The following is a 22,602-nucleotide window of genomic DNA, read 5'->3' on the forward strand; positions in this document are numbered from 1 at the left end:
GTGACCACTGAAACCAAAGTGGCACAAGTTATTTCACTGTCCCCACGATGGGCTGGTGGTCAGCACCTCGACGCCACTCTCGGTGATGTGCACGGTGTCTCGACGGAACACCGCGCCGACGCCCCGCTGCCACACATACCCGGTGATCGCCAGCACCATCCCGGCCTCTAGCACGTCGTGTTCGCCTGCGGCCACGAGCGTTTCGGACACCACTGGTGGGTCAAAACCCAGTCCCAGCCCATGCGCGACCGGCATGGGCGGCACCGGCTCACCCGCCGCGGCGTATGCGGTGAGCAGATCGCGGGTGGATGCGCCCGGACGACACGCGGCAAGCATCTTGTCGTACAACCCATTCGAGCGCTCGAAGAGCGCGCGAGCGTCGGCCGTATCGCTCACGGGCCAGGTTCGGCCGACCTCGGCAACGTAGCCATTCGCCAGCGCGCCGGCGGCGAACGCGACGAGATCACCCGGATCGACCGCGTGGGCGGTCGCACGACGCCACGGCTGCTCCCGCGAGGTGACCCACGCGGCGTCTTGGGTGGCCGGCGTGCTCACCCCGCCCGCGGCCATCGCCTCCATCATCACTCCGGCCATCGTCCGTTCGGAAACGCCCGGCGCCAATGCGCCCAGGGCGGTGGCCAACCCGTGTTCGGCAACGCGCAAGGCCTGATCCATCGCCGCGATTTCGCCGGGCGTCTTGATGCGTCGCGCCGCACGCATCGCCGGCTCGGCGTCGACGAGCTCGGCATTGGGAAACGCCTCGGGCAGCAGCGCCGCGAAAGTCGGTGTGATCGCGTCGGTTCCGACCCGTCGCGCCGCCTCGGCGCCGTCGACCTTCTTCAGAACGTCGATGAGCGTCATCGGGTTCCAGGCCAGCCCGTACAGGTGATCGTGGCCGATCTCCTCCGGAACGCCCTCGTCGTCGGTGCTGTTGAGGTAGATGTCTCCGGTGGCACGCACCAGCACGCACATCGGACCGAACGGCCGCGTGCCCGCTATCCACAGCTGCGGAGCGCCGGTGACGTAACGGATGTTGGCCTGCCGGCCGAGCACCAGGATGTCCAGGCCGTGCTCCTCCATTTGGGCCAGCGCCCGATCCCTGCGGCCCGACCGCAACGCGCGCGCGTCGGGCAGAACTTCAGTCGCCATAGGGGGTGTACGGGTAGTCGGTGATCGGCGCGTAGCCGTCTTCGGTGATCACCACGATCTCCTCACTGCGGTAGCCTCCGGTGCCGTCCTCCCACACCACGGGTTCCAGCACGAGAACCATGCCGGGCGGGAAGACGAAGTTGTCGTCGAACTCCTCGCCGAGATCCGTACCGATCATCGGCGCCTCGGCGGGATAGGTGCCGATGCCGTGGCCCAGATAGAAATGCGGGAGCCACGGTTTGCGACCGCCGTTGGCGCCGATCGCCGCGCGCGCCAGGTCGCCTGAGGTCACGCCGGCTTTGGTGACCGCGAGCACGGCGTCCAAAATGGTGCGCCACTGCCGGAATTGGTCTTGCTGTCGTGGCGTGGGAGCTTCGCCGACCACCCAGGTGCGGCCGAAGTCGGAGCAGTATCCGTGGTAGGTGATGCTGATGTCGGTCCACAGCACGTCGCCGGCCGCCAGTTCCCGATCGGTGGGCAGCAGCGGCAGCGCGAGATCGCCGTGCGTCGTCCACACTCCGGCTTCCCGCGAGCTCGGCATCACCTGCCAGATGGCCTCCAGCATGTTGGTGGTGGCGCCCAGCTCGAACGCGCGACGCACGAACGTGGCCGACAGATCGATCTGACGCACGCCGGGTTTCAGCGCCTGCTGCACGTCGATGATCGCCCGTTCGGTGATGCGGGCCGCCCGACGCAGACAAGACAACTCGTCCCGGGTCTTCACCAGTTGCGCGGCGCCCAGCACGATCGCCGCGTCGGTCGGCGCACCCGCGGGAAAGAGCTTGGCCGCCGCCCGCCGCATCGCACCGGTGAGTTCGTCGACGGCGACGTTGGCCCCTGGCGGGACGATCCCCGCCAGCTTCCGTGCGAAATCCTCGACACCATGGTCGAATTCGAGGTAGGCCGGACCGTGCAGATGGTCGTCGGGCACGGGATACTCCGCGGATGCCCCGCCGCGGAACGGCATGAACAGGTGCGGATGCACGTCGTCGGCGAGCACGACGGCCACCGGGCGCTCCACGTGTGACAGGCCGGCGTCCAGGAGCGGCCAGCTGGCACCGGTCGCGTAGCTGACGTAGCCGTTCATCAGCAGGATCAGGGTGTCGACACCGTGTTCGGCCATGGCCGATCGCAGCCGCGCGCCGATCTCGATGCGCATGCGCGCCCAGTCCGGCTCGTCGGGGATGTCGAGCACGGAGGCGCGGGCAGTAACCGAATTCGTCATGCGGGGATTCCCAGGAAGTTCCTGATGTTGCCGCCGACCACGCGAACGGCATCCTCGGGACCGACCGCGTCGACCACCGCGGCCAGCGACCGCTCCGAATAGCCGAAAGTGCTTTCGTTGTGCGGGTAATCGGACGACCACATCACCTTGTCGATACCGATCTCGTCGATCTGGCGCAGCCCCAACGGATCGACCATGAACGAGGCGCACATGTGCGTGTCCCAGTAATGCCGGACGTCACGTGCCGGCTGGTGGGCCAGCATGTGCCGATAGGATGCCAAAACGTGCTCGGCGTCCTGCAGGGCCGTCGGCACCCAGGCGATGCCGCCTTCGAACCAGCCGATCCGCAGTCGCGGATGCCGGTCCAGGATGCCGCCGAAGATGTACTTGGAGAACATCTCCCGGAACGAGTCGATGTTGACCATCATGGCCACCGCGACGCTGTTGACCTCGCTGGGGAACTTGGGCTGGCTCTCGCCGATGTGGTGGGTGACGGGTAGCCCGGCGTCCTCGATCTCGTCCCAGACCGCGCTCATCGCCGTGCTCGAATAGTCGATGGGCTGCCCGTCGCGATCGTTGCCGGGGCTGATTGGCATCAGAAATGTCGTGAGCCCCAACGCCTTCAGTTCTGCGAGCGTGCGCCGCGCCCCGGCCGGATCCCACCAGTTGATCAGCCCGACCCCGTAGCAATGGCCGTCGGAGCGCTCCTGAACGCCGGCGATGTGCTCGTTGTAGACGCGAAAGATCCGCTCGCGAATCTCGTGGTCGGGGTGGTGGAACAGCGCGAGCACGGCGTTGGGGAAGGCAAGTTCCTTGTCGACCCCGTCCTCGGCGAGCTCGCGAACGCGGGCGTCGACGTTGTTGGTGGCCGCCCCGGCCAGGTCGTCGTATTGCATGAGCACCGCACTGAAATCGCCCACCACCATCGATTGCCCGGGCGGGCCGAGCAGATACGCACCGTCCTCATACCAGATCCGGGGCGCCTGATCCTTCAGCTCGGGCGGAAAGCCTTCATAGAAGATGTCGTCGGCCACCGAGATGTGGTTGTCGGCGGAGAACACCTCGGTACCCGCAGGCAGGCCGGTGCTGAACTCCGCCGCGTGACCGCGCCGGTCCTTGGGCGCACCGATCACGCCTTCGGGGTAAAGCATTTGGACTGGGCTGGACATCATCGTCCCTTCGTTTTCCAGATCAGTTCGCGTTCAGCGGGTCAGCACACCGATCCGCTGGAGATCGGCCAGGTATTTGTCGATCAGCTCCCTCGACACGTGGGGGATCGCGCGACCGGCGGCATGGACGGCGGCCCGGAACCGCTCTCCGGGCACCGGCGATCCTGACACCGCGGCCATGGGTTCACGGTAGACGTCGAGCACCGCCAGCACCGACTGTCCACGCTGATTCTCCGGGAGCGCGCGCATCGCCGTCTCGAACCGAGCGAGCCAGGCCGAGTAATCGTCGATCCTTTCGACCGGATATCCCGCCGCGACGATCCAGTCGACGAACGTGTCCAGCGAGATGGCGTCGTCGTGCGGATTGGTCGTGTTGTAGGTGTCGAAGCTGCTGCCGTGCTGTGGCCCGATCGCGGCGATCGCATCGGCCAGGAAGTCGACCGGCAGACCCTCGTAATGCGGGCGCCCGCCGCCACCCCGGTAGAACGAGCGCGGGGCGACTCCGGTGGTGACCAGGCTGAACAGCAACCGGGTGAAGATATCGGGCACGTTGAGCTGACCCGCGTAGCGGCTGTCGGCCAGGATCATGCCGGGCCGGAACACCGCAATGGGCAAGCCGCACAGGTCGTGTGCCTCGCGCATCAGAACCTCGCCCGCCCACTTGCTGATCCCGTAGCCGTTGGCGTAACCGTCGTCGACCGTGCAGCTGGGCACCGAGCGGCGGATGTCGGTGTCCTCGTCCACGAGCTGATGCGCGACGGCGCTGACGCCCATGGTGGAGACGTAGTGAATCGGCTTGAGCCGGCGCGTGATCGCCAGCCGGATGATTTCGGCGGTGCCCACCACGTTGGGCGCGAACAACTGGCGGTAGGGCAGCACATGATTGACGTGCGCCGCCGGGTGCACGATGAGATCGACCGTATCGACCAGGCGCCGCCATGTCGCCTCGTCCAGCCCGAACCTCGGCTCGCCGATGTCGCCCGCGACGACTTCGAGATGATCGGCAGCCAGGGCCCGGAAGCGTTCCAGCAGCGCGGTGTCCGAGCCCAGCACCGCGTCGATCCGCTGCCGGGCCTGCGTGGCGTCGGCGCCCCGGGTCAGGCAGATCAGGGTGCCGCCCGATTCGGCGAGGCCCTCGAGCCATTCCATAGCGAGGAACCGGCCCAGGAAACCTGTTGCGCCGGTGAGCAAGACGGTACGAACCTCGGCCGTCGGCTGCGACAGCAACATCGCCGATTTCAGGATGTCGTCATCGATGAATTTGTTCAGGGTCAGGTCCTCGGCGTGCACCTCGGTGGTGCCGGCGCCGTGCACGGATGCGTACGTGGGCCGGCCGGTGCCGGGGGCGCGCTGCCGTTCGATGTGGCCGGCGATGGTGAGCAGGTCTCCGGTCGGGTCGATCACCACGCCGACCGGAACCTCGAAGCCATAGATGTCGGCGAGCAGGGTCGAAAAGGTGAGCGCCGAAAGGGAATCGCCGCCCAGGTCGATGAACCTCGCCTCCGGGGACACGTCGGCCGCGGCCACGCCCAGAGTGGCCTGAACGGCTTTGGTGACGGTCGACAGCACCGGCTGATCGGCGCCGCCGGTGCGCAGGACGCGAAGCTGCCCGCGTTGGTTGTCGGCGATGCGCGCATAGAGCTCTTCCAGCCGGTCGCCATAGCGCGCTTTGAGCTTGGGCCGCAGGAACTTTCCGACGCCGGACAGCAAGCCGTTGGCCATGCTGAACGGCTCGGTCTCGATGAGGAATTCACGGGGGAGCTCGTAGCCGTTGAGTTGGTTGTCGCGGGCGACCTGGCGCAGTGACTGGGCGATCGCGGACGGGTCGGCTCCGACGTCGGTCGGCACGACCACGGCGAGCAGGAACGAGCGGGCGCTGTTGCCGTAGATGTAGATCTGATGGATCAGGGGGCTGGTCGAATACAGCGCCTCCAGGCGGGAGACCGCGACGAACTCACCCTGGGCGAGCTTGATCACGTTGTTGCGGCGGTCGACGTAGCGCAGCCGGTCCGGGCCGACCTCGGCCATGATGTCGCCGGTCTTGTAGTAGCCGTCCTCGTCGAACATCGTGGCGGTCAGGTCGGGCCGGTTATAGTAGCCGGCCATGAAGCGTGCCGACTTGACCGCCAATTCCCCTCGCGGAAAAGGCTTGTCAGTTTTGAAGTAACCGAGCTCGGGGACGTCGAGAAGCTTGTAGTCGATGACCGGCGGGCGCAGCACATGCTCGTCGGCCACGATCATTCCGCCGGCGATCTCGGTGGACGAATAGCCGATCAGCAGGTGCTGATCGAGCACCTCCTCCATGAACTCCTTGATCTCCGGCGACAACGCGGCCGAGCCGCAGCCCACCGCCAGCACGCGCCCGCCCAGGATCTCTTCCCGGATGGCCGTGGTGATCTGTGCGCCCGCGGCATCGGGGTCGGCGCCGGCCATCAGGGCGCGGTCCAGCTCGCGCTGGTAGTGGTGGAAGAACATCTCACACACCCGCGGCACCAGGCTCATCGAGGTGGGCCGCACCAGTGCCAGGTCTTCGAACAGGGTCGAGAGATCGCTCTTGGCGGCGAAATAGCTGGTGCCCCCGTTGGCCAGGGTCAGGATGACGTAGCCGTACCCGATCAGGTGGCTCATCGGCATGTAACTCAGGGTGATGACGGGCTGATCGGACTGCGCCAACCAGGTACCGATGCACAGGCTTTCGGTGAACATCGCGCCCTTGGGTGTGCCGGTGCTGCCCGACGTGTAGAACACCCATGCCAACGGGTCTTCGCCCTCCGGGGGGACGTGCAGGGGCGCGGGTGGCAGGACCGCACCATGGGTGGCGATGGCATCGATCGTCTCGATGGTCAGCGCACTGCCCGCCTCGGACAGCCGCGCGACCGCAGCCTCGAAGCCGGCCCGCTGGTCGTCGTCGCCCGGTTCGTAGTCGAAGACGATCAGGCGGCCCGGCGCGGTGCCCGCCAGCGTCGCCTCCACGGCGCTCGCGAGATTGTCGATGCCCACGGCCAGGATTCGCGGCCGGGTCTCGGCGAGGATCGGCGCGTGCTGTGCGGCCGGCGCGCTGGTCTGCAACGGCACCACCACCGCACCGAGGTGGATGCAGGCGCACTCGATGGCGGTGTAGTCGATGCTGGCGAATCCCAGCACGCAGACGAAGTCGCCCGCGCGAACCGGGTGGCGTTCGTGGTGATGCCAATCGGCGGCGGTGGCCTGCACGCGCGCCCACAGGTCGGCGTAGGTGATGGTCTCGAAGCGCGGCAGGAAGTGCAGCAGCGAACGCCCGGTTGCCGGGTCGGTGACCACCTCGCGAGCGCGGTGCGCGAGCGCCGGCCGACTGGCGTAGCCCTGCAGGACGGTCGCCATCACCTCGGCGATCCGCAACCCCGGTGCGCGTGCGGCGGCGGCGATTTCGTCGTCGGGCTTGGTATTGCGAAACTGTGCGTCGTCGGCGTACAACCGCTCACGCCGGCGCGCCACCCGTTCCCACTGGTCCTGCTGTGCACCTGGATCTTTGACGTCACTGCGACCGACGAACGCCATCTATCACCACTTTCTGATGTCAGCCCGGATAGCCGACACCGGTGAGCTGTTCGGAGAGCTGCCACAGCTGTCGCATATCGGGCTCGCTGCGCGCCAGGCGGGGGAGCCCCGCGAAAGTGACTCCGCCCCTGACCGTTTCGTAGAAGCCGCGCGGTCCGTAATATTTGGCGCCCTGCGCATCCGGCGACACCGCGGCGTAGAGGGTGGGCTTGATGCCTTCGTCGATATCGAGCCACATGAACGGAAGCAGCCGCCACGTCAGCCGCGTCAGCCGGGCCTGCAACGTCGGTGTGGTGCGGCCGTACGACGCGCCGCTGAGCAGGTTCGTCTTCGTCAGGCCGGGATGGGCGGCGTTGGACATCAACCCCCACCCACCCGCGCGGCTGCGCCGATCCAATTCGATGGCGAACATCAGTTGCGCCAATTTGGCGACCCCGTAGGACTGCATGGCCTGGTAGCCGTGTTCCGCGTTGACGTCGCCGAAATCGATACTGCCCTGCGTGGCGGCGATGCTGCTGACCGTCACCACTCGTGCGGATTCCGCCGCCCGCAGCAGGCCCAGCAGCCGTACGGTCAACGCGAAGTGCCCTAAATGGTTTGTCCCGAACTGTAATTCGAAGCCGTCGCTGGTTTGCTGCCGTTGCGGCGGTGTCATGACGCCCGCGTTGTTGATCAGGATGTCGATTGGGCGACCTTCTGCGGTCAGCTCCTCGCTCAGCGCGGCGACGCTGGACAGCGACGAGAGGTCGAGCTGGGCGATGCTGAGCTTGGCCTCCGGCACCTCCCGGCGGATCTCGGCGATCGCCTGTTCGCCCTTGGCCCGGTCGCGGATCGCCATCACGACGTCGGCACCGGCGGCCGAGAGCCGCTTGGCCAACCCGAATCCCAAACCGCTGTTGGCCCCGGTCACTACGGCGAACCTGCCACGCAGATCTGGAACGTCCAGCGACAGATCGGGCTTCACCATGTCACTGGCAGCTCGTAGAGGCCGTAGGCCAGTGCATCATGTTTGAACGGCAGATCATTCAGCGGCACGGCCAGCTGCAGTGTCGGAATGCGGCGCAGCAGCGTGGGCAACACGATCTGCAATTCCATGCGGGCCAGCTGCTGACCCACACATTGATGGCGACCGTAGCCGAACCCGACGTGCGGCCCGTCCTCGCGGAGCAGGTCCAGCCGGTCCGGGTTGGGGAACTGGCGGTCATCCCAGTTCGCCGGGGCGACGTCCAGAATGATGCCGTCGCCGGCACGGATGGTTTCGCCGCCAATCTCGATGTCCTCGACGGCGATTCGCCGCTGTCCGGTCTGGATGATGCTCAGGTAGCGCATCAGCTCTTCGACCGCCGTGGCGACGACCTTCGGGTCATCGGTGTCGCGCAGCAGCGCTCGTTGATCCGGGTGTTCGAGCAACGCCGCAATGCTCAGGCTGATCATGTTCGCGGTGGTCTCGTGGCCCGCGATCAGCACGCCGGTGGCTAATTGTGCGGCCTCGCGCACGCTGATCTCTTCGGCGTTGACCCGCTCGGCCAGGTCGGATACGAGATCCTCTGACGGGCTTTGCATCTTGGTCCGAACCAGGTTGGCCAGGTACTTCGCCAACGAGGCGGCGCCCTGGGCGGTGTCCTCCTCGGTCGCGTAGCGGCCCATGCCGCGCTGTGCTTGGGTCTGGAAGAATTCCGCGTCCTCGTACGGCACGCCCAGCAGTTCGCTGATGACCAGGGAGGGGACCGGCAGCGAGAGGGTGCTGACGATGTCGCCCGGCTTCGGGCCCGCCAGCAGGGCGTCGATGTGGTCGTCGGTGATCTTCTGTACCGCCGGCCGCAGCGCTTCAACTCGCTTGAACGTGAACGGTTTAGACAGCATCCGGCGGAACCGGGTGTGTTCTTCGGCGTCGGAGGTGAACACCGAGCGCGGGCGCTTGTGCACCGTGGCCAGCATGCCCGCGTTCCAGTGCGGATAGCCGGGCAGCCGGTCATCGACGCTGGTGCGGGAATCGGTGAACAGCGCGCGTATCGCGTCGTAGCCGTGGATGAGCCACGGCGTGCTGTCGTCCCAGATCCGGACCCTGCTCAGCTGCTTGTCGGCGTTGAGCTCCAATACCTTCGGAGGCGGGGCGAACGGGCAGCCTGGCGCCCGCGTCATCGGGAACTCCGGGATATCGGTGGCGGTGGATCGTTCGGTCATCGTGCTCCTCGGTTGTCGGCCTGCCCGGCCGTCTGTGTCGGCTGGCCGCCGGCCGCGCCGACGTGAACCGGTGCGCGCCACAGGCCGACGATCGCGTCGACCAGCCCTTCGCCGGCTACCGGCCACGCGGAACGCGACCGCGGTCCGTGTTCGGCCAGCGCGCCTTCGTGTTCCGCGCAGGTGTGCATGAGCAGGTTGCGCACCATCACCATCCGTTCCGAACGCACCCGCTTGGGCAGCTCCGGCAGGCAGCGGTTGATGCCGTCGAGCGTCTGCACCAGCAACGGCGACGCCAGCGCATCTTTGGTGACCACATGGCGGTAGGTCGGATCGGCCATGGCCTGCGCGGCGAATCGGGCGTACCACGTCGGGGCGCCGAGCGCGGACAGGTGATCGGTCAACGGGCGCACCAGGGCGCCGACCCAGTCGCGTAGCTCGGTCGAATCGCCGATGGCGGCCAGCATCTGGGCGCGCAGCTCCTCGATCGGCTCGCGATGTTTGCTTTCGATCGCGCGCAGCAGGTCGACCCTGGTGCCGAAGTGGTAGCACGCCGCGGCGTTGTTGCCCTGGCCTGCCGCTTCGCTGATCTGCCGGTTGGACACGGCGTACATGCCACGTTCGGCGAAAAGCACTTCGGCGGCCGACAAGATCGCCTCGCGGGTGCCCGTCGACCTGTCGGAGCGAGCGGCCCGTTCGGCAGTCATCGCCTCAGTGAACACCTCGCGCCGGGTTAAATCAAGCAATTTATTTATCCCGGCGGGTCGCGCTCGGCTGTTCGCCGAAACCTCGGTTCGTCAACGGCATTTCATCGCCGAGACGCCCTCGTCCGGCGCCCAGCGAATACAGTCATGCCCATGAATCCGCTGCAGCGGCTGGCGCGCAACCCGACGGCCTACCGCGTGCTGGTCCTGAACGGTCACCAGATCGTGGAGGGCCTCGAATCCCTGCTCCGGTTCCTGACCAGTGGACGGCTCGGCGCGCTGGATCTGGCCGGCCTGCCCAATGTGCGGATCACCATCTCGGGCCGCAAGACCGGTCTCGCCCGCAGCGCGACCGTGCAGTACGTATCCTTTCGCGACGGCCTGCTGTTGATCGGATCGAACTGGGGACGCGTGCGCCACCCCTCCTGGTCGGCGAATCTGAAAGCGGCGCAACGGGTCACCGTGCGCCGTCGCGGCCACCGGTTCGTGGCATCGGTGCGGCTGCTCCGTGGCGCGGAGCGCGACGAAGCGTGGACCAAGGCGCTGGCGTCCTGGCCGAATTATCGCCTCGCACAGGAACGCGCCGGCGCGCGCCGGTTTCGGCTGTTTCTGCTCACGCCCGCCTGAGTTTCCCGGCGGCCGGGTAGTTAGCCGCCCAGTCCGTTCTTGACTGCGGCGTCTTGTTTCTGGCCGACGTCGGTCACGAAGTCCGGCGGCACGAGGGCGCTGGGCGGGCCGTCGAATTCCAACTCGACGAACGCCCTGCCCTCGGTGAACATCAGCGCGGTGACGCCCTTGGCGCCGTCGGGCGAGGGCCCCGAGATCGTGGTGCCCCCGGTGCCGATGGCGATCGGCTCGGGCGCCCCGTGGACGTAACCGTCATGCGTCGCCTTTGCTGACTCCAGCGCGCGCTGCGCGGCGGCGGGATCGGGCAGGACCTGAATGCTGTCGGTGATCACGTGCGTGCGGTCGTTGTTGCTGAACGTGGTGCTGGCCCCCGGTTGGCCGTTCGGGTTGTTGATCGGCGGGGTGGCCGTGAAGATCTCGGGCGCGTTGATGTCGCCGGCCGCGATGAGCAACCGCGTGTAGTCGGACGGCTGGGCGGGCGCGGACGTCGGCGTCGAGGTGTGGCCGGGTGAACTCGAGGCGGCCGACGACGTGGTAGCCGACGACGTCGCCGGCGATGACTTCGATCCGTTGCCGCAGCCGACCACCGCCGCGCCGGCCAGCGCCAGCGTCAGCGGCACCCCGAGGGCAACCCTGGAAAATTTGCTCATGGACGTGTCCTTCCGCCCCCGGCTTCGACACCGCAAACGGTAACGCAACGCAAGCACCCATGTCGCGGAATGTGCTTAGCGCAGGGCAGTTACTCCGGCACCGCCCGCCGCGCCCGGGGCGCAGGGTTTTGCCGCGAGCGGCGTCGTCAGCCCGCGTGGTTCTTCGTCAGGCGCGCGATCTCGGTGCCCCAGACCGACTGCGCACCGGCGTCGCCCACGCGGTAGATCTGGACCATCGACGCGATCCCCACTGCCAGCACCAGAATCGCGACGAGTGCCCGGGTGGCGACGCGGCTCTTATCGGATCGGTCCTCGATCTCCCGCACGACGACCAGCACGACGGCGGCCACCAGCAGCGCCGCGGAGAAGTAGGCCATCAGGCTGCCCCGCTCTGCGTGTTCGCGCAGGATGGGGCTCGGATTCGCCCTTAGGCCGTAGAGCCATCCGCCGGCGTTGATGGTGATGGGCGTCAACACCATGGTGACCACGGCCAGCGCCAGCGTGAGCCACATCAATTGGCCGCGCCGTGCGGCGGGCCATAACGCGCAGACGATATCCAGCAGGGCGGTCAGCGGGACCAGCACCAAGACGAAATGCAGCAGCAGTGCGTGCGCCGGCATGCCGTTGATGACGTTCATAGCGTCCCCCGGTGGTGGTGGCGCAGCGGCTAGCTGCCGAGCCCCTTCTTGATGGCCGCGTCCTGCTTCTGGCCGACGTCGTTGACGAAGTCCGGCGGGGCCAGCGTGTCGGTCGGGCCGTCGAATTCCAGGGTGGCAAACGCCTTGCCCTCGGTGAAGAGCAGGATGACCACACCCTTGCTGCGGTCCGGGGTGTTGCCCATCAACATCGTTCCGCCGGTGCCGATGTTCGACGGTTGCGTGGTGGGATCCTTGATCAGGCCGCCCTGTTGCCCCTTCGCGGCGTTCAAGGCGTTCGTGGCCGAGTCGGGGTCGTCGTAGACCTGGATGGTCACCTTGATCGCGTGGCTACCGTCGTCGTCCTTGAAGGTCGTCTCCACGCCAGGCTGGCCGTTGGGGTTGCCGGTCGGGGGCGCGGCGGTGAACGGGACCGGGGCGTTGATGTCACTGGGCTGGATGAGCAGCTTGGCGTATTCGTTGGGCTGGGCCGGCGCCGACGACGCCGGTGCCGAGCCGGGGCTGCTGGGGGCCGAGGTTGCCGATCCGGACTTGGACGGCGACGGCTGCGGCTTGTTGCCGCCACAGCCGGCCACCGACACCGCCAGTGCCGTCGCCGCTGCGACACCCGCGAGCACCGTTCGTGACATCCTCATCGCATCCAGCTCCCTTCCAGGTCTTCCTGGCGACAAAGGCGGATTGTCCTTCGGGTCGCACAGTACAGGGCTGCGCGGCAGGGTATGCCGCGCAGCGTCCTGGGGAACCGGTCTGCTACTCGAGTTGATCGCGCAGGCTGGCCAGCGTGTTTGCCAGGATGCGGGAGACCTGCATCTGTGACACGCCGATCCGCTCCGCGATCTGGCTTTGCGTCATGGACTCGAAGAACCGCATGCGCAGCACCTCGCGTTCGCGCTGCGGGAGGGTGGCAACCAGCACCCGCAGCGCTTCCCGATTGGTGATGTGCTCGATCTGTGGATCGATGTCGCCGACCGAGTCGGCCACCGAGCGAGGCGTTCCCGAACTGTCGGCACCCAGCGGTGCATCCAGGGAGTCGAGCCGATAGGCGTCGCCCGCGACGAGGCATTCGACGATCTCCTCGCGCGGCACCTCGAGCACCTGAGACAGCTCGCCCGCGGTTGGTGCGCGCCCGAGCTGCTGGGACAGGTCCGCGGTCGTCCTGCTGATCTGCACGTGCAACTCGCGCAACCGCCGCGGGACGCGCATTCCCCAGCTGTAGTCGCGGAAGTAGCGCCGGACCTCGCCCATCATGGTGGGCACGGCGAACCCGATGAAGCTGGGCCCCTTCGCGGGGTCGAAGCGGTTGACGGCGTTCATCAGCCCCAGCCGCGCGACCTGAATCAGATCGTCGAGACCTTCGCCGCGGCGGGCGAAGTGGCTGGCCACGTGGTCCGCCAGCGGCAGGCATCGAGAGACGATGCGTTCGCGCTGGTGGGCGTACTCGTGCGATTCGGCGGGCAACTGGTGCAGCGCCAAGAACATTTCGACCACATCGTCGTAGGAATCGTCGGTCTTGGTGCTAGGTGGTGGAGCGGGACGCGTTGCAGAAATTACATTGGTCATCGGCTGGCGCACCCCGCGTTCACTCGAAAAATCGTGTAAACGGTTGCGCGAGAATAAGTTTGCATGCTGACTCTCTCCTCGAGTCGTATGCAGTGGGACGTTGCAGCTCTGCGCACATCTCGCCCCCAACTGCATCTCAATCCGCTGGACGGTCGTTACCCGACGCACGAAGGAGCGGGTAGGTGACTGGGGCTGTTCGCCGGAGCCATACCAAGCTCAGTAGCCGTGCGGCTGCTGGGACCGCTTTTAGCTAAACGGCGACGCGTCCATAACGGACTTCATTGGAGACTATACGCCCCTTCGCCTAGCCCCGTGCTCGCTTGGGGTAGCGGGTTCACATGAATTCTGAACAATTTCCACGGTGTACCACAGGGGCGTCCGCAAGCCGCCGGTGCGGAGCCGAAGGCCTCCTGGAGAGCGGATGCATCATCGGCGAGCTGCGGCGTTGTCGGTCTTGGCCGCTCTGCCGACGAGGCCGCCCGCGCTCTCGGCAAACAAATTGCCCGGAGTTGGTGCTACTTCTTGGTGGTGGTGATTTATTCAGCGGTGCCACCAGGACAACCGCCGAGCCGCCGGGCAGACCGTCGAAGTCGGCCGCAGCGTGATACGCAGCGGGACGCCCGCACCAACCTCCTCCGGGCATCGAGTCGGCGGGGCTTCCTGGCAGCATCCAGCGCGCCATGGGCCGGGAAATGTCGGCTTCCGTTCTCATTTCTGATGCGGCTGGGTACTGTTCGCCTAATGTTCGTGACACCGATCGGCCGCCCGGACGCCATTCGACTGCGAGAGCACTTCGCGCACAACGCATTACGTGATCACCGGCGGGGCACCTGCCGGTGCTGGCGATGAGCGGCACCGAGGCCGCGCTGGATGGGCGCGGCGTGGTGGTCTCGGGCGGCAGTCGCGGCATCGGGCGGGCGGTCGCCGAGCTGCTGTGCAGCTTGGGCGCCGGTGTGGTCGTCAACGGGCGCGACGAGCACGCCGTGGAAGACACGGTCGCGGCGATCACGGAGTCGGGTGGGCGGGCCACCGCGGTGGTCGGAGCCGCTGACGACGAACGCGTCGCGCGCTCGCTCGTCGACGAATGCCTAAGCGCGTTCGGGCGGCTGGACACACTGATCAATTGCGCCGGCATCGCCGAGCCCGCTGGCTCGTCGATCCTGACGATCACCCCCGAGGAGTTCGACCGGTTGATCAGTGGCCACCTCGGCACGGCCTTCCACACCTGCCGGGTGGCCGCCCCGGTGCTGGCCGAGCAGGGGCACGGAGCCATCGTCAATACCAGTTCGGTGGCGTATCTGGGTGACTACGGCGGGACGGGATACCCGGCCGGCAAGGGCGCCGTCAACGCCCTGACAATGGCCATCGCCGCCGAGCTGAAGCCCTACGGCGTGCGGGCCAACGTGGTGTGCCCCGGCGCCAGGACACGGCTGTCGACCGGAGCCGAATACGAAACACACATCGAAGACCTGCACCGCCGTGGGCTGCTCGACGAGATGAGCATGCGGGCATCGCTCGACAGCGCTCCGCCCGAGTTCGTCGCACCGGTCTACGCCTATCTCGCCGGCGATTTGTCGCGTGACGTGACGGGCCAAATCCTCGTTGCGGCAGGCGGTTTCGTCGGCAGCTTCGACCGCCAAACCCCGCGGCTGCTGGGCTACCGCGACCACCATCAGGCCGGGCCGTGGTCGGTGCGCGACGTGCACAACATGATCGGTGCCGCGGCCCAGTGACGCGCAGGCCCTGGCGCCGGACGCGAGCGAGCCTTACGAGAGCCGGTTGGCGGCGAAATCGGCCGCCTGGTCGACCATTCCGGCCGCTAACCCTCGGCGCGACCCCGCCGCTTGGCGCGGAAAGCGGACCGGGCGGCGCTCATCGCGCCGCGCAACGCGTAGCCGGCGGCCACCACGCACAGCAAGATCAACACGACGAACATCGGCAGCCAGTTGTCCCTGCTGTGACTGACGTTCCACCAGACGATCGTGAAGAGCACGGCACAGAGCAGCAGGACCCCGTCTCGCCAGTTGCCGTGGTAGGACAGCGCCGCCCGGCGTAGCACGCGGCTGCGGTCCGCCGCGTCGATCAGGTCGTCGACGCGACCCTCGATGCTGCGCCGCAGTTCGGCGCGCCTGTCGACGTCTTCGGGAGGGAGTCGGTCGAGCAGGTCCATGTCCTGCTTGATCGCCTCCCGGTAATCAGGGCCCCGGAACTGCCCGGCCGCAACCGCGAGCAGCGCGCCACCGAAGATGGGCGCGCTGTTCAGCGCGACCTGTGCCAAACCCACCACGTCGAGGCCTCCTTCGATCGGTGAAAACGTCGGCCCGTTGACGATTCGCGCACCGGGCGTGACGGCGGGACATAACGGCGAATATGTATGGTCAAGATCGCCGCTCCCGCCCGGCCGGTCAGGAGGCTTTCGACGAGCGCCGTCGCGTTCGCGGCGGCTCCGCGGCGCCGAGTGCATCCATGGCCCGGACCATCTGCGGGTAGGCGATCGCCGGCCCGATCCAGCGGGTGAGGTAGCGCCGCAGATCGGCACCGCTGCGCGGCGGCCGTCCCGGGTCGGTCAGGAAGGAATGGAGAACCCGCAGCGAGAATTCGTTCAGCTCGTCCAGGCCGGCTTCATCGAAACCGTAGTGCTCCCAGTCGATGTCGTAGCGATGGAGCATCGAACGACCGAAGGCCAGGGCCGTGTCGGAGATGATCGAAACCTTCTGGGCGCCGCGGTGGCGCTGGCTGAGCACGAACTCGACCTGGTTGTCCGCGGCCAGCTCCTCGACGGCAAAGGCCATCCCCTCGGTGATGGCCACCACCGGGTCGGTGACGCCCTCGAGGTGGGCCGCCATGCGATCGAGGAAGCCGTCGGCCGACCGCATCGCGGACGCCACCAACAAGGCCTGCGTCCCGGGGAAGTATCGGTAGACGGTCTGCCGGGTCACCCCCAGTGCCCGCGCCACATCCGCGATCCGCATCGCCGAGCCACGTTCGTCGATGATCTTGTCGGCGGCGTCGAGGATGCGCTCGATCGCCTCCGCATCGGACGCCGGCGTGTTTCCTGCCCAACCGTGACTGCGCATGATTAATGGGCGGCAAACCCATGGCCGGTGAACTCCACAGCTGGATCATAACGTCTGTCCCGAAGCGATCGTTGCTGGCTAACGGTCGAGTCGTGCACCGATAGCGCGGCAAGACAATACGCGCATTATGTATGATCACTGCGGATCCGGAAGGCTCCGGCGCGACAGAGAGGCCGACCGATGCAGTACGACACCGTGATCACCAACGGCCGCTGGTTCGACGGGACGGGCGGGCCGTCGGCCCTGCGGGACATCGGCGTACGCGACGGCCGCGTCGTCACCATCGCCAAGGGACCACTCGACACGACCGGAGCCCGGGTGATCGATGCGACGGGTCAGTGGGTGATTCCCGGCATCATCGACATCCACACCCACTACGACATCGAAACTTTGTGTGAGCCCGCCCTTTCCGAATCGCTGCGGCACGGCGTGACGACGGTGATGCTGGGCTCCTGCTCGCTGTCCACCGTGTACCTGGACAACGTCGACGCGGGCGACATCTTCGGCCGCGTCGAGGCCATTCCGCGGCGCTTTGTCATCGAACATCTCAACAAAGCCCGGTCATGGAACAGCCCCAAGGAATATGTGGCCGCGCTCGAGCAGCTGAACCTCGGCCCCAACATCGCGGCGTTCATCGGGCACTCCGACATGCGCGCCGCGACAATGGGCCTGGACCGGGCGACCCGCAAGGACATCCGCCCGTCGGCGGCCGAACTCGCGCGGATGGAGTCGATGCTCGAAGAGGCTCTCGACGAAGGGTTCGTCGGGCTGTCCTCGCAGCAACTGCTGTTCGACAAACTCGACGGTGAGGTCTGCCGGTCGCGGACCCTGCCGTCGACCTATGCGAAGCCGCATGAACTCCGGCGCTTGAACGCGATCCTGCGGCGGCGCAACAAAATCCTGCAGTCGGGCCCCGACATCAAGAACCCGCTGTCGATCGTCTCCCAACTGGCGACATCGCTCGGGGTCGGGCGTCGGCGGTTGAAGACCAGCCTGCTGTCGGCCGCCGACGTCAAGTCCCTGCCGCCGGTCATCTATCTGATGGACTGGCTCGCGCGGATGGTCAACGCGCTGGGCGCGGATTTCCGCTGGCAGCACCTGCCGGTGCCGTTCGAGGTCTACGCCGACGGGATCTCGCTGGTGATCTTCGAAGAGTTCGGCTCCGGCGCCGCGGCGCTGCACCTGCAGGATGAGATCACCCGCAACGAGCTGATGAGCGACGAGGACTACCGACGTCAGTTCCGCAAGGACTACGACCAGAAGTACGGGCCCCGGGTGTGGCACCGCGACTTCTTCGACGCCGACATCGTGGCGTGCCCCGACGAATCGGTGGTCGGTAAGTCCTTCGGGCAGGTGGGTCTGGACCGCGGCGGCCTGCATCCGGTCGATGCGTTCCTCGACCTGGTGCTCGAGCACGGCGAAAAGCTGCGCTGGCGCACCACGATCTCCAACCACCGGCCGGAATTGCTCAAGAAACTCGCGCAGAGCGCAGGCGTTCAGATGGGGTTCTCGGACGCGGGCGCGCACCTGCGCAACATGGCGTTCTATAACTCGGGCCTGCGTCTGCTGCGTCACGCGCGCGAGGCGGAGAAGCAGGGCAGGCCGTTCCTGTCGATGGAGCACGCCGTGCACCGCCTCACCGGTGAACTCGGTGCCTGGTACGAGATCGACGCCGGCACGTTGCGCGAAGGCGACCGCGCCGACATCGTCATCATCAATCCGGACAAGCTCGACGAGTCGCTCGAGTCCTACGCCGAGCATCCGGTCGAGTCCTACGGCGGGCTGTCGCGGATGGTGAACCGCAACGACGAGACGGTCACGGCGGTCCTGGTGTCCGGGAAACTCGCGTTCGGCGCGGGGGAGGCCTCGCCGGAGCTGGGCGAGCAGCGTTTCGGTGAATTCCTCCGCGCCGGTAGCTCGGCACGAAAGCCGGCATACACGGGCTAGCTGCGGCTATTGCCTTGGGCCACGGCGATTGTCATGCCACCGATGCGCCCAGGATGAGATTGACGGCCTCGTCGAGCTGTCCGGAGATCTCGGCGAAGCTGACGAACCGGGCGGTCATCAGCGCGCCGGAAAAGGTCATCTGCAGCGTGGATTTCACGGATCGGGGCCAACCCGGACCGAGCGCGGCGCCGATCCGTTTGGACACTTCTTCGCCGATCTGTTCCCGGAGCGGTGCGACCGCCGGATCGTCAGCCATCAGGGCGGCGCCGCAGGCGGCGGTCAGCTCCGGCTCATCGGCGACCACGACCGCCATGTCCCGCAGGGTGGCGCTGACCCGGGTCTTCGTCGTGTCGTTGACGTCGGTATGCAGCGGCAGGTCGCGCAGAAAGCGCAGGTACACCGCCGCGACCAGCGCGCTTTTCGAGGGAAAGTAGGTGTAGGCACTAGCCGGCGACACCCCCGCGCGGGTCGCCACCGCGCGCATCGTCAGGTTCGCGTACGAGGATTCCCGCAGCTCCGCCAGCCCGGCATCGAGGACCTTACGAATGGTCTGCCCCGGCCGGCGATCCGACCGGCGGGCCGCGCCGGCACCCGCCGCTTTCCCGGCGACGACCGGAAACGACGCATCTCTAGACACCCGTCCAGTGTAGAAACGGGACCTGCGGCCAACAACAACATCCATCGCGGTCGCTTCGCCTGCTCGCTGAGCTTTTACAGACAGCTGTCTAAAACGGGACTGACTGTCACCGGCACTTGTCGCTCTAGAGTGGCGCCTATGGGCGAAGCGGACCGGCGTCGCTGGGACGAACGGTATTCGGCGAAGGGGCCGCCACCGTTGAGTTCGGTTGCGCCGCCAGCCGTTTTCGCGCGACATGCGGACCTGTTTCCCACCGCCGGCAGGGCGCTCGACCTCGCCTGCGGCCAGGGCACCGGCTCGGTCTGGCTGGCCTCCCGCGGCCTGCAGGTGGTGGGGCTGGACGTCTCCCCGGTGGCGATCAGCCACGCGCGGGAGCTGGCCCAGCGCGCCGCGGTGGGCAGCCGCTGTCGCTTCGACGTCGTCGATTTCGACGGCGGTCTGCCCGCGGGGACCCCGGTCGACGTCATCCTGTGCTGCAAGTTCCGCGACCCCCGCCTCGACCGGGCGATCATCGAACGACTCGCGCCGGGCGGTCTGCTGGCGATCGCCGCGCTGAGCGAGGTCGGGGCGAGCCCCGGGCCCTTCCGCGCCGTGGCTGGCGAGCTGCCCGCCGCCTTCGCCGGCCTGGACCTGCTCGGCGCCGACGAAGGCGACGGTCAGGCGTGGCTACTGGCCCGGCGCTGAACCGCCCTGACCGGCGGGCGAGCCGGCACTCCCTTGCGCACGGCTCGAGCGGCGACGATCCGGCCGCCGCTTGGGCGCAGCCGTGCGGTGAGACATCGCCGATTCGGTGGGGGTGGGATTGGTCCTCGGCGACCTGCTGGTCCGGCGGCGCCGCTGCCCGCCGGAGTTGGCCCGATGCTGCGCAGGCGCGTGCGAGGGCGCCCGGGCGGGCGCGGGGGCCTGGTACGGCGCGACCTCACCCACGAGGGCTTGCACCGCGGCCGACGCCGCCGTCACCTGCTGAGGGGCGACCTTGATGCCGGCCTTGCGCATCAACGCCTGGGTGTCGTGGCGCTGCTCGGGCAGCACTACCGTGACGACGTCACCGGCGCTCCCCGCCCGCGCCGTGCGCCCGGACCGGTGCAGGTAGGACTTGTGCTCGGCGGGCGGGTCGATGTGCACCACGAGCTCGACCTCGTCGACGTGCACGCCGCGCGCGGCGATGTCGGTTGCCACCAGCACCCGGGCGCCACCAGAGGCGAACATCGCGAGGTTGCGCTCGCGCGCGGGCTGAGACAGGTTGCCGTGCAGGTCGACTGACGGAACTCCCGATTCGGTGAGCTGCTTGGCGAGCTTGCGCGCTTGATGCTTGGTGCGCATGAACAGAATCCGGCGCCCGGTGCCGGATGCGAGCCGGTGCACGACCTCTTTCTTGGCCTCCGCATTGGCGACATGAAAGACGTGATGGGTCATCTCGGATACCGGCGAGTTGGCCTCGTCGACCGAGTGCAGCACCTCGTTGCGCAGGAATCGCTTGACGAGTTTGTCGACGCCGTTGTCCAGGGTCGCCGAAAACAGCAGCCGCTGGCCACCATTCGGGGTCGCCGCCAGGATCCGGGTGACGCCGGGCAGGAAGCCGAGATCGGCCATGTGATCGGCTTCATCGATCACGGTGATCTCGACGGCATCGAGGCTGATCAATCGCTGCTTGATCAGGTCCTCGAGCCGGCCCGGGCAGGCGACGACGATGTCGACGCCGGACTTGAGGGCGGCGACCTGACGGCTTTGCGATACGCCGCCGAAGATCGTGGTGATCCGCAGCCCGCTGGCCGTCGCCAACGGCTCGAGCGTCGCTGTGATCTGCGTCGCTAACTCTCGGGTCGGCGCGAGCACCAACCCCGACGGCCGCGAGCGGCGCCCGTTTCCCTCCGACAGGCCGCTGACGAGCGGGATGGAGAAGGCCAGCGTCTTGCCGCTGCCGGTCTTTCCGCGACCGAGTACGTCGCGTCCGGCGAGCGTGTCGGGCAGGGTCTCGACCTGAATCGGAAAGGGATGGGTGATGCCGCGCTTGGCGAGCGCATCGACCAGTTGAGTGCGCACGCCGAGATCGGCGAAAGTCTTGTCGGTAGTCACTTTTCGGTGCCTTTCAGGCATCGGTGGTGCCGTGCTGCAGGCGAAACGCCGCGCGGCATCGGCACGAGGTGGCGAGATTGCCGGATGGCAAAATCGATCGCCGCGAGACAAGCTAGTGCGGGATGCACGGATCATCTAGGTGACAAGCGCGAGCTTTGGGCCGGCACCAATGGGATGAGGAAGCGTTCCACGACGGTGTTGGCATGCAATGTCATGAAGCCAACGTTGCTGCCAGCGTAGCGTATCGGGCGGCAATCCTCTAACCAGCCTCGAAAACCGGGATCGCCGCCGGACTTGGCGACTTCGCTCAACCTTGCAGCCGGGTGCGCACCGCAGCCAGTCTGTCTTCGAGTTCCGACTCGTCAATGACGCCGCGCACCACGAGCGAGTGGGCCAGCGCCACCAACCGGTTCTCCGGATAGGGCAGGTCCGAGTAGACCGTCGCCGACAGGGCATCCTCGCCGCCGCGCCGGTCGGCGAAACCGAGGACCTGCGCGCCGCGGTCGCTGTGGTCGAGCGCATCACAGATCCCGTCCAGGCTCGTCTTCCAGGGCGGGAGCGGGTTGCCGACGCCGTACTTGGCCGCCATGCGGCTCCAGACCTGGTTGCGTTCAACGATTTTCGCCAAAGGTGTGACGACTGCGTCGCTGGTCGGCTGCGGGGTGTGCGCGGTGCTCATCTCTTCGCTCGCATCAGTCGTCGACGGGGTGGACGGCCGGACGCGTCTGGGTGATGACGTTGGTCGTCACCCCGGGCTTGGGCAGCGCAACGCCGATCAGGCAGTCGCGCGTGATGATTTCGACGAGTTGGTCCTCGGTCCAGCCCTGCGTTCCGTCCGGGCGGACGGGCATCACCATGAACCGGTGCTTCTGGTTGGAATCTTCCACCCGGATCTCGACGTCTTCCGGAAGGATCAGGCCGAATTCCGCGAGCACCTGGCGCGGCCAGCGCGCGATGCGACGGCGATAGTTGGGTGTGCGGTACCACTCCGGTGAGTTGCCCAGGATCGGGCGCGGGTAGCAGGAGCACAGCGTGCAGACGATCACGTGATGCAGCGTCGGGGTGTCCTCCAGCACGTGCAGGGCGGTGAAGTCGCTCGGTGTTCCGAATCCGGTGGGTTCCAGCCAATCGACGCCGACCTCCTTGCTGGCGGCGAGCGCATCCGAGCGCACCAACGCCTTGAAGTCGGGGTCGAGCCAGGCCCTCGCCACCAGGCGCGCCGCCGGCGTGGGGCCGATCTGTTCGGCGAATTCGGTGAAGCGGCGATGATCCTCGGCGGTGAAAATGCCCTTCTCGATGCATAATTCGCGAAGCGCGATCTCGAGGACCTCGAAGTCGGTGATCTCGTCCACCATGGGCGCAGCGGTGCGCTCGTGGTCGTGCTCGTGGGCGGTCATGCTTGAGGTT

Annotated in this window: 21 protein-coding genes; 4 read left to right on the plus strand and 17 right to left on the minus strand. The window is 67.3% G+C overall.

Annotation, left to right across the window (positions count from 1 at the left end):
- Positions 1 to 33: 33 nt before the first annotated feature.
- The 7 genes from A5732_RS05785 to A5732_RS05815 are packed head-to-tail and all read right to left on the minus strand — an operon-like array spanning position 34 to position 9,983.
- On the minus strand, positions 34 to 1,149 hold the full coding sequence (locus tag A5732_RS05785) for a M24 family metallopeptidase (protein WP_076101366.1): 1,116 nt from the start codon (positions 1,147 to 1,149) through the stop codon (positions 34 to 36).
- On the minus strand, positions 1,139 to 2,374 hold the full coding sequence (locus A5732_RS05790) for a M24 family metallopeptidase (protein WP_076101369.1): 1,236 nt from the start codon (positions 2,372 to 2,374) through the stop codon (positions 1,139 to 1,141). Before A5732_RS05790 ends, A5732_RS05785 begins: the two co-directional genes overlap by 11 nt.
- Entirely contained in the window at positions 2,371 to 3,543 is a 1,173-nt protein-coding gene (locus A5732_RS05795; RefSeq protein WP_076101449.1) for an amidohydrolase family protein, read from the minus strand. Before A5732_RS05795 ends, A5732_RS05790 begins: the two co-directional genes overlap by 4 nt.
- Before the next feature lie 33 nt (positions 3,544 to 3,576).
- Positions 3,577 to 7,080 carry a carboxylic acid reductase gene (gene car / locus A5732_RS05800; RefSeq protein ID WP_076101372.1) on the minus strand — a complete coding sequence of 1,168 codons (3,504 nt, stop codon included), beginning with the start codon at positions 7,078 to 7,080 and terminating at the stop codon, positions 3,577 to 3,579.
- Positions 7,081 to 7,099: 19 nt separating this feature from the next.
- On the minus strand, positions 7,100 to 8,047 hold the full coding sequence (locus A5732_RS05805) for an SDR family oxidoreductase (RefSeq protein WP_076055482.1): 948 nt from the start codon (positions 8,045 to 8,047) through the stop codon (positions 7,100 to 7,102).
- Positions 8,041 to 9,264, minus strand: coding sequence for a cytochrome P450 (locus A5732_RS05810; RefSeq protein ID WP_076101375.1), 1,224 nt, complete (start codon positions 9,262 to 9,264; stop codon positions 8,041 to 8,043). The genes A5732_RS05805 and A5732_RS05810 overlap by 7 nt, the downstream gene beginning before the upstream one ends.
- Entirely contained in the window at positions 9,261 to 9,983 is a 723-nt protein-coding gene (locus A5732_RS05815; RefSeq protein ID WP_076055478.1) for a TetR family transcriptional regulator, read from the minus strand. The genes A5732_RS05810 and A5732_RS05815 overlap by 4 nt, the downstream gene beginning before the upstream one ends.
- Positions 9,984 to 10,118: 135 nt before the next feature.
- Between A5732_RS05815 and A5732_RS05820 the strand changes: the two genes are divergently transcribed.
- Complete coding sequence (locus A5732_RS05820) at positions 10,119 to 10,592, plus strand: nitroreductase family deazaflavin-dependent oxidoreductase (RefSeq protein ID WP_076055476.1); 474 nt, start codon at positions 10,119 to 10,121, stop codon at positions 10,590 to 10,592.
- Positions 10,593 to 10,612: 20 nt separating this feature from the next.
- Here A5732_RS05820 and A5732_RS05825 read toward each other — a convergent pair whose 3' ends face one another.
- The 4 genes from A5732_RS05825 to A5732_RS05840 all read right to left on the minus strand — a co-directional run bounded on the left by A5732_RS05825 (position 10,613) and on the right by A5732_RS05840 (position 13,458).
- Entirely contained in the window at positions 10,613 to 11,242 is a 630-nt protein-coding gene (locus A5732_RS05825; protein WP_076101377.1) for a hypothetical protein, read from the minus strand.
- Positions 11,243 to 11,388: 146 nt separating this feature from the next.
- The gene (locus A5732_RS05830) at positions 11,389 to 11,880 is read right to left on the minus strand and encodes a DUF2231 domain-containing protein (RefSeq protein ID WP_076055473.1); all 492 of its coding nucleotides are present in this window, start codon (positions 11,878 to 11,880) and stop codon (positions 11,389 to 11,391) included.
- A gap of 29 nt (positions 11,881 to 11,909) precedes the next feature.
- Positions 11,910 to 12,533 (minus strand): hypothetical protein, encoded by a 624-nt coding sequence (locus tag A5732_RS05835; protein ID WP_076101380.1) that lies wholly within the window; start codon positions 12,531 to 12,533, stop codon positions 11,910 to 11,912.
- Between the two features lie 115 nt (positions 12,534 to 12,648).
- Entirely contained in the window at positions 12,649 to 13,458 is an 810-nt protein-coding gene (locus A5732_RS05840) for a SigB/SigF/SigG family RNA polymerase sigma factor (RefSeq protein WP_076055470.1), read from the minus strand.
- An 845-nt stretch (positions 13,459 to 14,303) separates the two neighbouring features.
- On the opposite strand from A5732_RS05840, the gene A5732_RS05845 reads away from it, so the two are divergent.
- Complete coding sequence (locus A5732_RS05845) at positions 14,304 to 15,191, plus strand: SDR family NAD(P)-dependent oxidoreductase (protein WP_076101452.1); 888 nt, start codon at positions 14,304 to 14,306, stop codon at positions 15,189 to 15,191.
- 86 nt (positions 15,192 to 15,277) lie between these two features.
- On the opposite strand, the gene A5732_RS05850 is transcribed toward A5732_RS05845, so the two are convergent.
- Positions 15,278 to 15,745, minus strand: coding sequence for a hypothetical protein (locus A5732_RS05850; RefSeq protein ID WP_076101382.1), 468 nt, complete (start codon positions 15,743 to 15,745; stop codon positions 15,278 to 15,280).
- 118 nt (positions 15,746 to 15,863) lie between these two features.
- Positions 15,864 to 16,535: a TetR/AcrR family transcriptional regulator gene (locus A5732_RS05855; protein ID WP_065053840.1), complete on the minus strand. Its 672-nt coding sequence runs from the start codon at positions 16,533 to 16,535 to the stop codon at positions 15,864 to 15,866.
- Between the two features lie 180 nt (positions 16,536 to 16,715).
- Here A5732_RS05855 and A5732_RS05860 point away from each other — a divergent pair, with 180 nt between their 5' ends.
- Positions 16,716 to 18,482 (plus strand): N-acyl-D-amino-acid deacylase family protein, encoded by a 1,767-nt coding sequence (locus tag A5732_RS05860; protein WP_076101385.1) that lies wholly within the window; start codon positions 16,716 to 16,718, stop codon positions 18,480 to 18,482.
- A gap of 31 nt (positions 18,483 to 18,513) precedes the next feature.
- Here the strand turns inward: A5732_RS05860 and A5732_RS05865 are convergent, their stop codons facing one another.
- A complete protein-coding gene (locus A5732_RS05865) occupies positions 18,514 to 19,119 on the minus strand; it encodes a TetR/AcrR family transcriptional regulator (RefSeq protein WP_076101387.1) in 606 nt (201 codons plus the stop codon).
- Positions 19,120 to 19,257: 138 nt separating this feature from the next.
- Between A5732_RS05865 and A5732_RS05870 the strand changes: the two genes are divergently transcribed.
- Positions 19,258 to 19,803, plus strand: a complete 546-nt coding sequence (locus tag A5732_RS05870; protein ID WP_076101390.1) for a class I SAM-dependent methyltransferase — start codon at positions 19,258 to 19,260, stop codon at positions 19,801 to 19,803.
- Here the strand turns inward: A5732_RS05870 and A5732_RS05875 are convergent.
- The 3 genes from A5732_RS05875 to scnC all read right to left on the minus strand — a co-directional run bounded on the left by A5732_RS05875 (position 19,786) and on the right by scnC (position 22,592).
- Positions 19,786 to 21,195, minus strand: coding sequence for a DEAD/DEAH box helicase (locus tag A5732_RS05875; protein WP_076101392.1), 1,410 nt, complete (start codon positions 21,193 to 21,195; stop codon positions 19,786 to 19,788). The two genes, A5732_RS05870 and A5732_RS05875, sit on opposite strands and share 18 nt — an antisense overlap.
- A 307-nt stretch (positions 21,196 to 21,502) precedes the next feature.
- Positions 21,503 to 21,874: a thiocyanate hydrolase gene (locus tag A5732_RS05885; RefSeq protein WP_076101395.1), complete on the minus strand. Its 372-nt coding sequence runs from the start codon at positions 21,872 to 21,874 to the stop codon at positions 21,503 to 21,505.
- Positions 21,875 to 21,887: 13 nt separating this feature from the next.
- A complete protein-coding gene (gene scnC, locus A5732_RS05890) occupies positions 21,888 to 22,592 on the minus strand; it encodes a thiocyanate hydrolase subunit gamma (RefSeq protein WP_076101397.1) in 705 nt (234 codons plus the stop codon).
- Positions 22,593 to 22,602: the final 10 nt, after the last annotated feature.

The sequence above is a fragment of the Mycobacterium colombiense genome, assembly GCF_001953985.1.
Classification (GTDB): domain Bacteria; phylum Actinomycetota; class Actinomycetes; order Mycobacteriales; family Mycobacteriaceae; genus Mycobacterium; species Mycobacterium colombiense_B.

Coding starts and splice junctions, on each gene's coding strand:
- A5732_RS05785 (WP_076101366.1), bottom strand. CDS start 1,149: ATGGCGACTGAAGTTCTGCCCGACGCGCGCGCGTTGCGGTCGGGCCGC.
- A5732_RS05790 (WP_076101369.1), bottom strand. CDS start 2,374: ATGACGAATTCGGTTACTGCCCGCGCCTCCGTGCTCGACATCCCCGAC.
- A5732_RS05795 (WP_076101449.1), bottom strand. CDS start 3,543: ATGTCCAGCCCAGTCCAAATGCTTTACCCCGAAGGCGTGATCGGTGCG.
- car (WP_076101372.1), bottom strand. CDS start 7,080: ATGGCGTTCGTCGGTCGCAGTGACGTCAAAGATCCAGGTGCACAGCAG.
- A5732_RS05805 (WP_076055482.1), bottom strand. CDS start 8,047: ATGGTGAAGCCCGATCTGTCGCTGGACGTTCCAGATCTGCGTGGCAGG.
- A5732_RS05810 (WP_076101375.1), bottom strand. CDS start 9,264: ATGACCGAACGATCCACCGCCACCGATATCCCGGAGTTCCCGATGACG.
- A5732_RS05820 (WP_076055476.1), top strand. CDS start 10,119: ATGAATCCGCTGCAGCGGCTGGCGCGCAACCCGACGGCCTACCGCGTG.
- A5732_RS05825 (WP_076101377.1), bottom strand. CDS start 11,242: ATGAGCAAATTTTCCAGGGTTGCCCTCGGGGTGCCGCTGACGCTGGCG.
- A5732_RS05830 (WP_076055473.1), bottom strand. CDS start 11,880: ATGAACGTCATCAACGGCATGCCGGCGCACGCACTGCTGCTGCATTTC.
- A5732_RS05835 (WP_076101380.1), bottom strand. CDS start 12,533: ATGAGGATGTCACGAACGGTGCTCGCGGGTGTCGCAGCGGCGACGGCA.
- A5732_RS05840 (WP_076055470.1), bottom strand. CDS start 13,458: ATGACCAATGTAATTTCTGCAACGCGTCCCGCTCCACCACCTAGCACC.
- A5732_RS05845 (WP_076101452.1), top strand. CDS start 14,304: ATGAGCGGCACCGAGGCCGCGCTGGATGGGCGCGGCGTGGTGGTCTCG.
- A5732_RS05855 (WP_065053840.1), bottom strand. CDS start 16,535: ATGCGCAGTCACGGTTGGGCAGGAAACACGCCGGCGTCCGATGCGGAG.
- A5732_RS05860 (WP_076101385.1), top strand. CDS start 16,716: ATGCAGTACGACACCGTGATCACCAACGGCCGCTGGTTCGACGGGACG.
- A5732_RS05870 (WP_076101390.1), top strand. CDS start 19,258: ATGGGCGAAGCGGACCGGCGTCGCTGGGACGAACGGTATTCGGCGAAG.
- A5732_RS05885 (WP_076101395.1), bottom strand. CDS start 21,874: ATGAGCACCGCGCACACCCCGCAGCCGACCAGCGACGCAGTCGTCACA.
- scnC (WP_076101397.1), bottom strand. CDS start 22,592: ATGACCGCCCACGAGCACGACCACGAGCGCACCGCTGCGCCCATGGTG.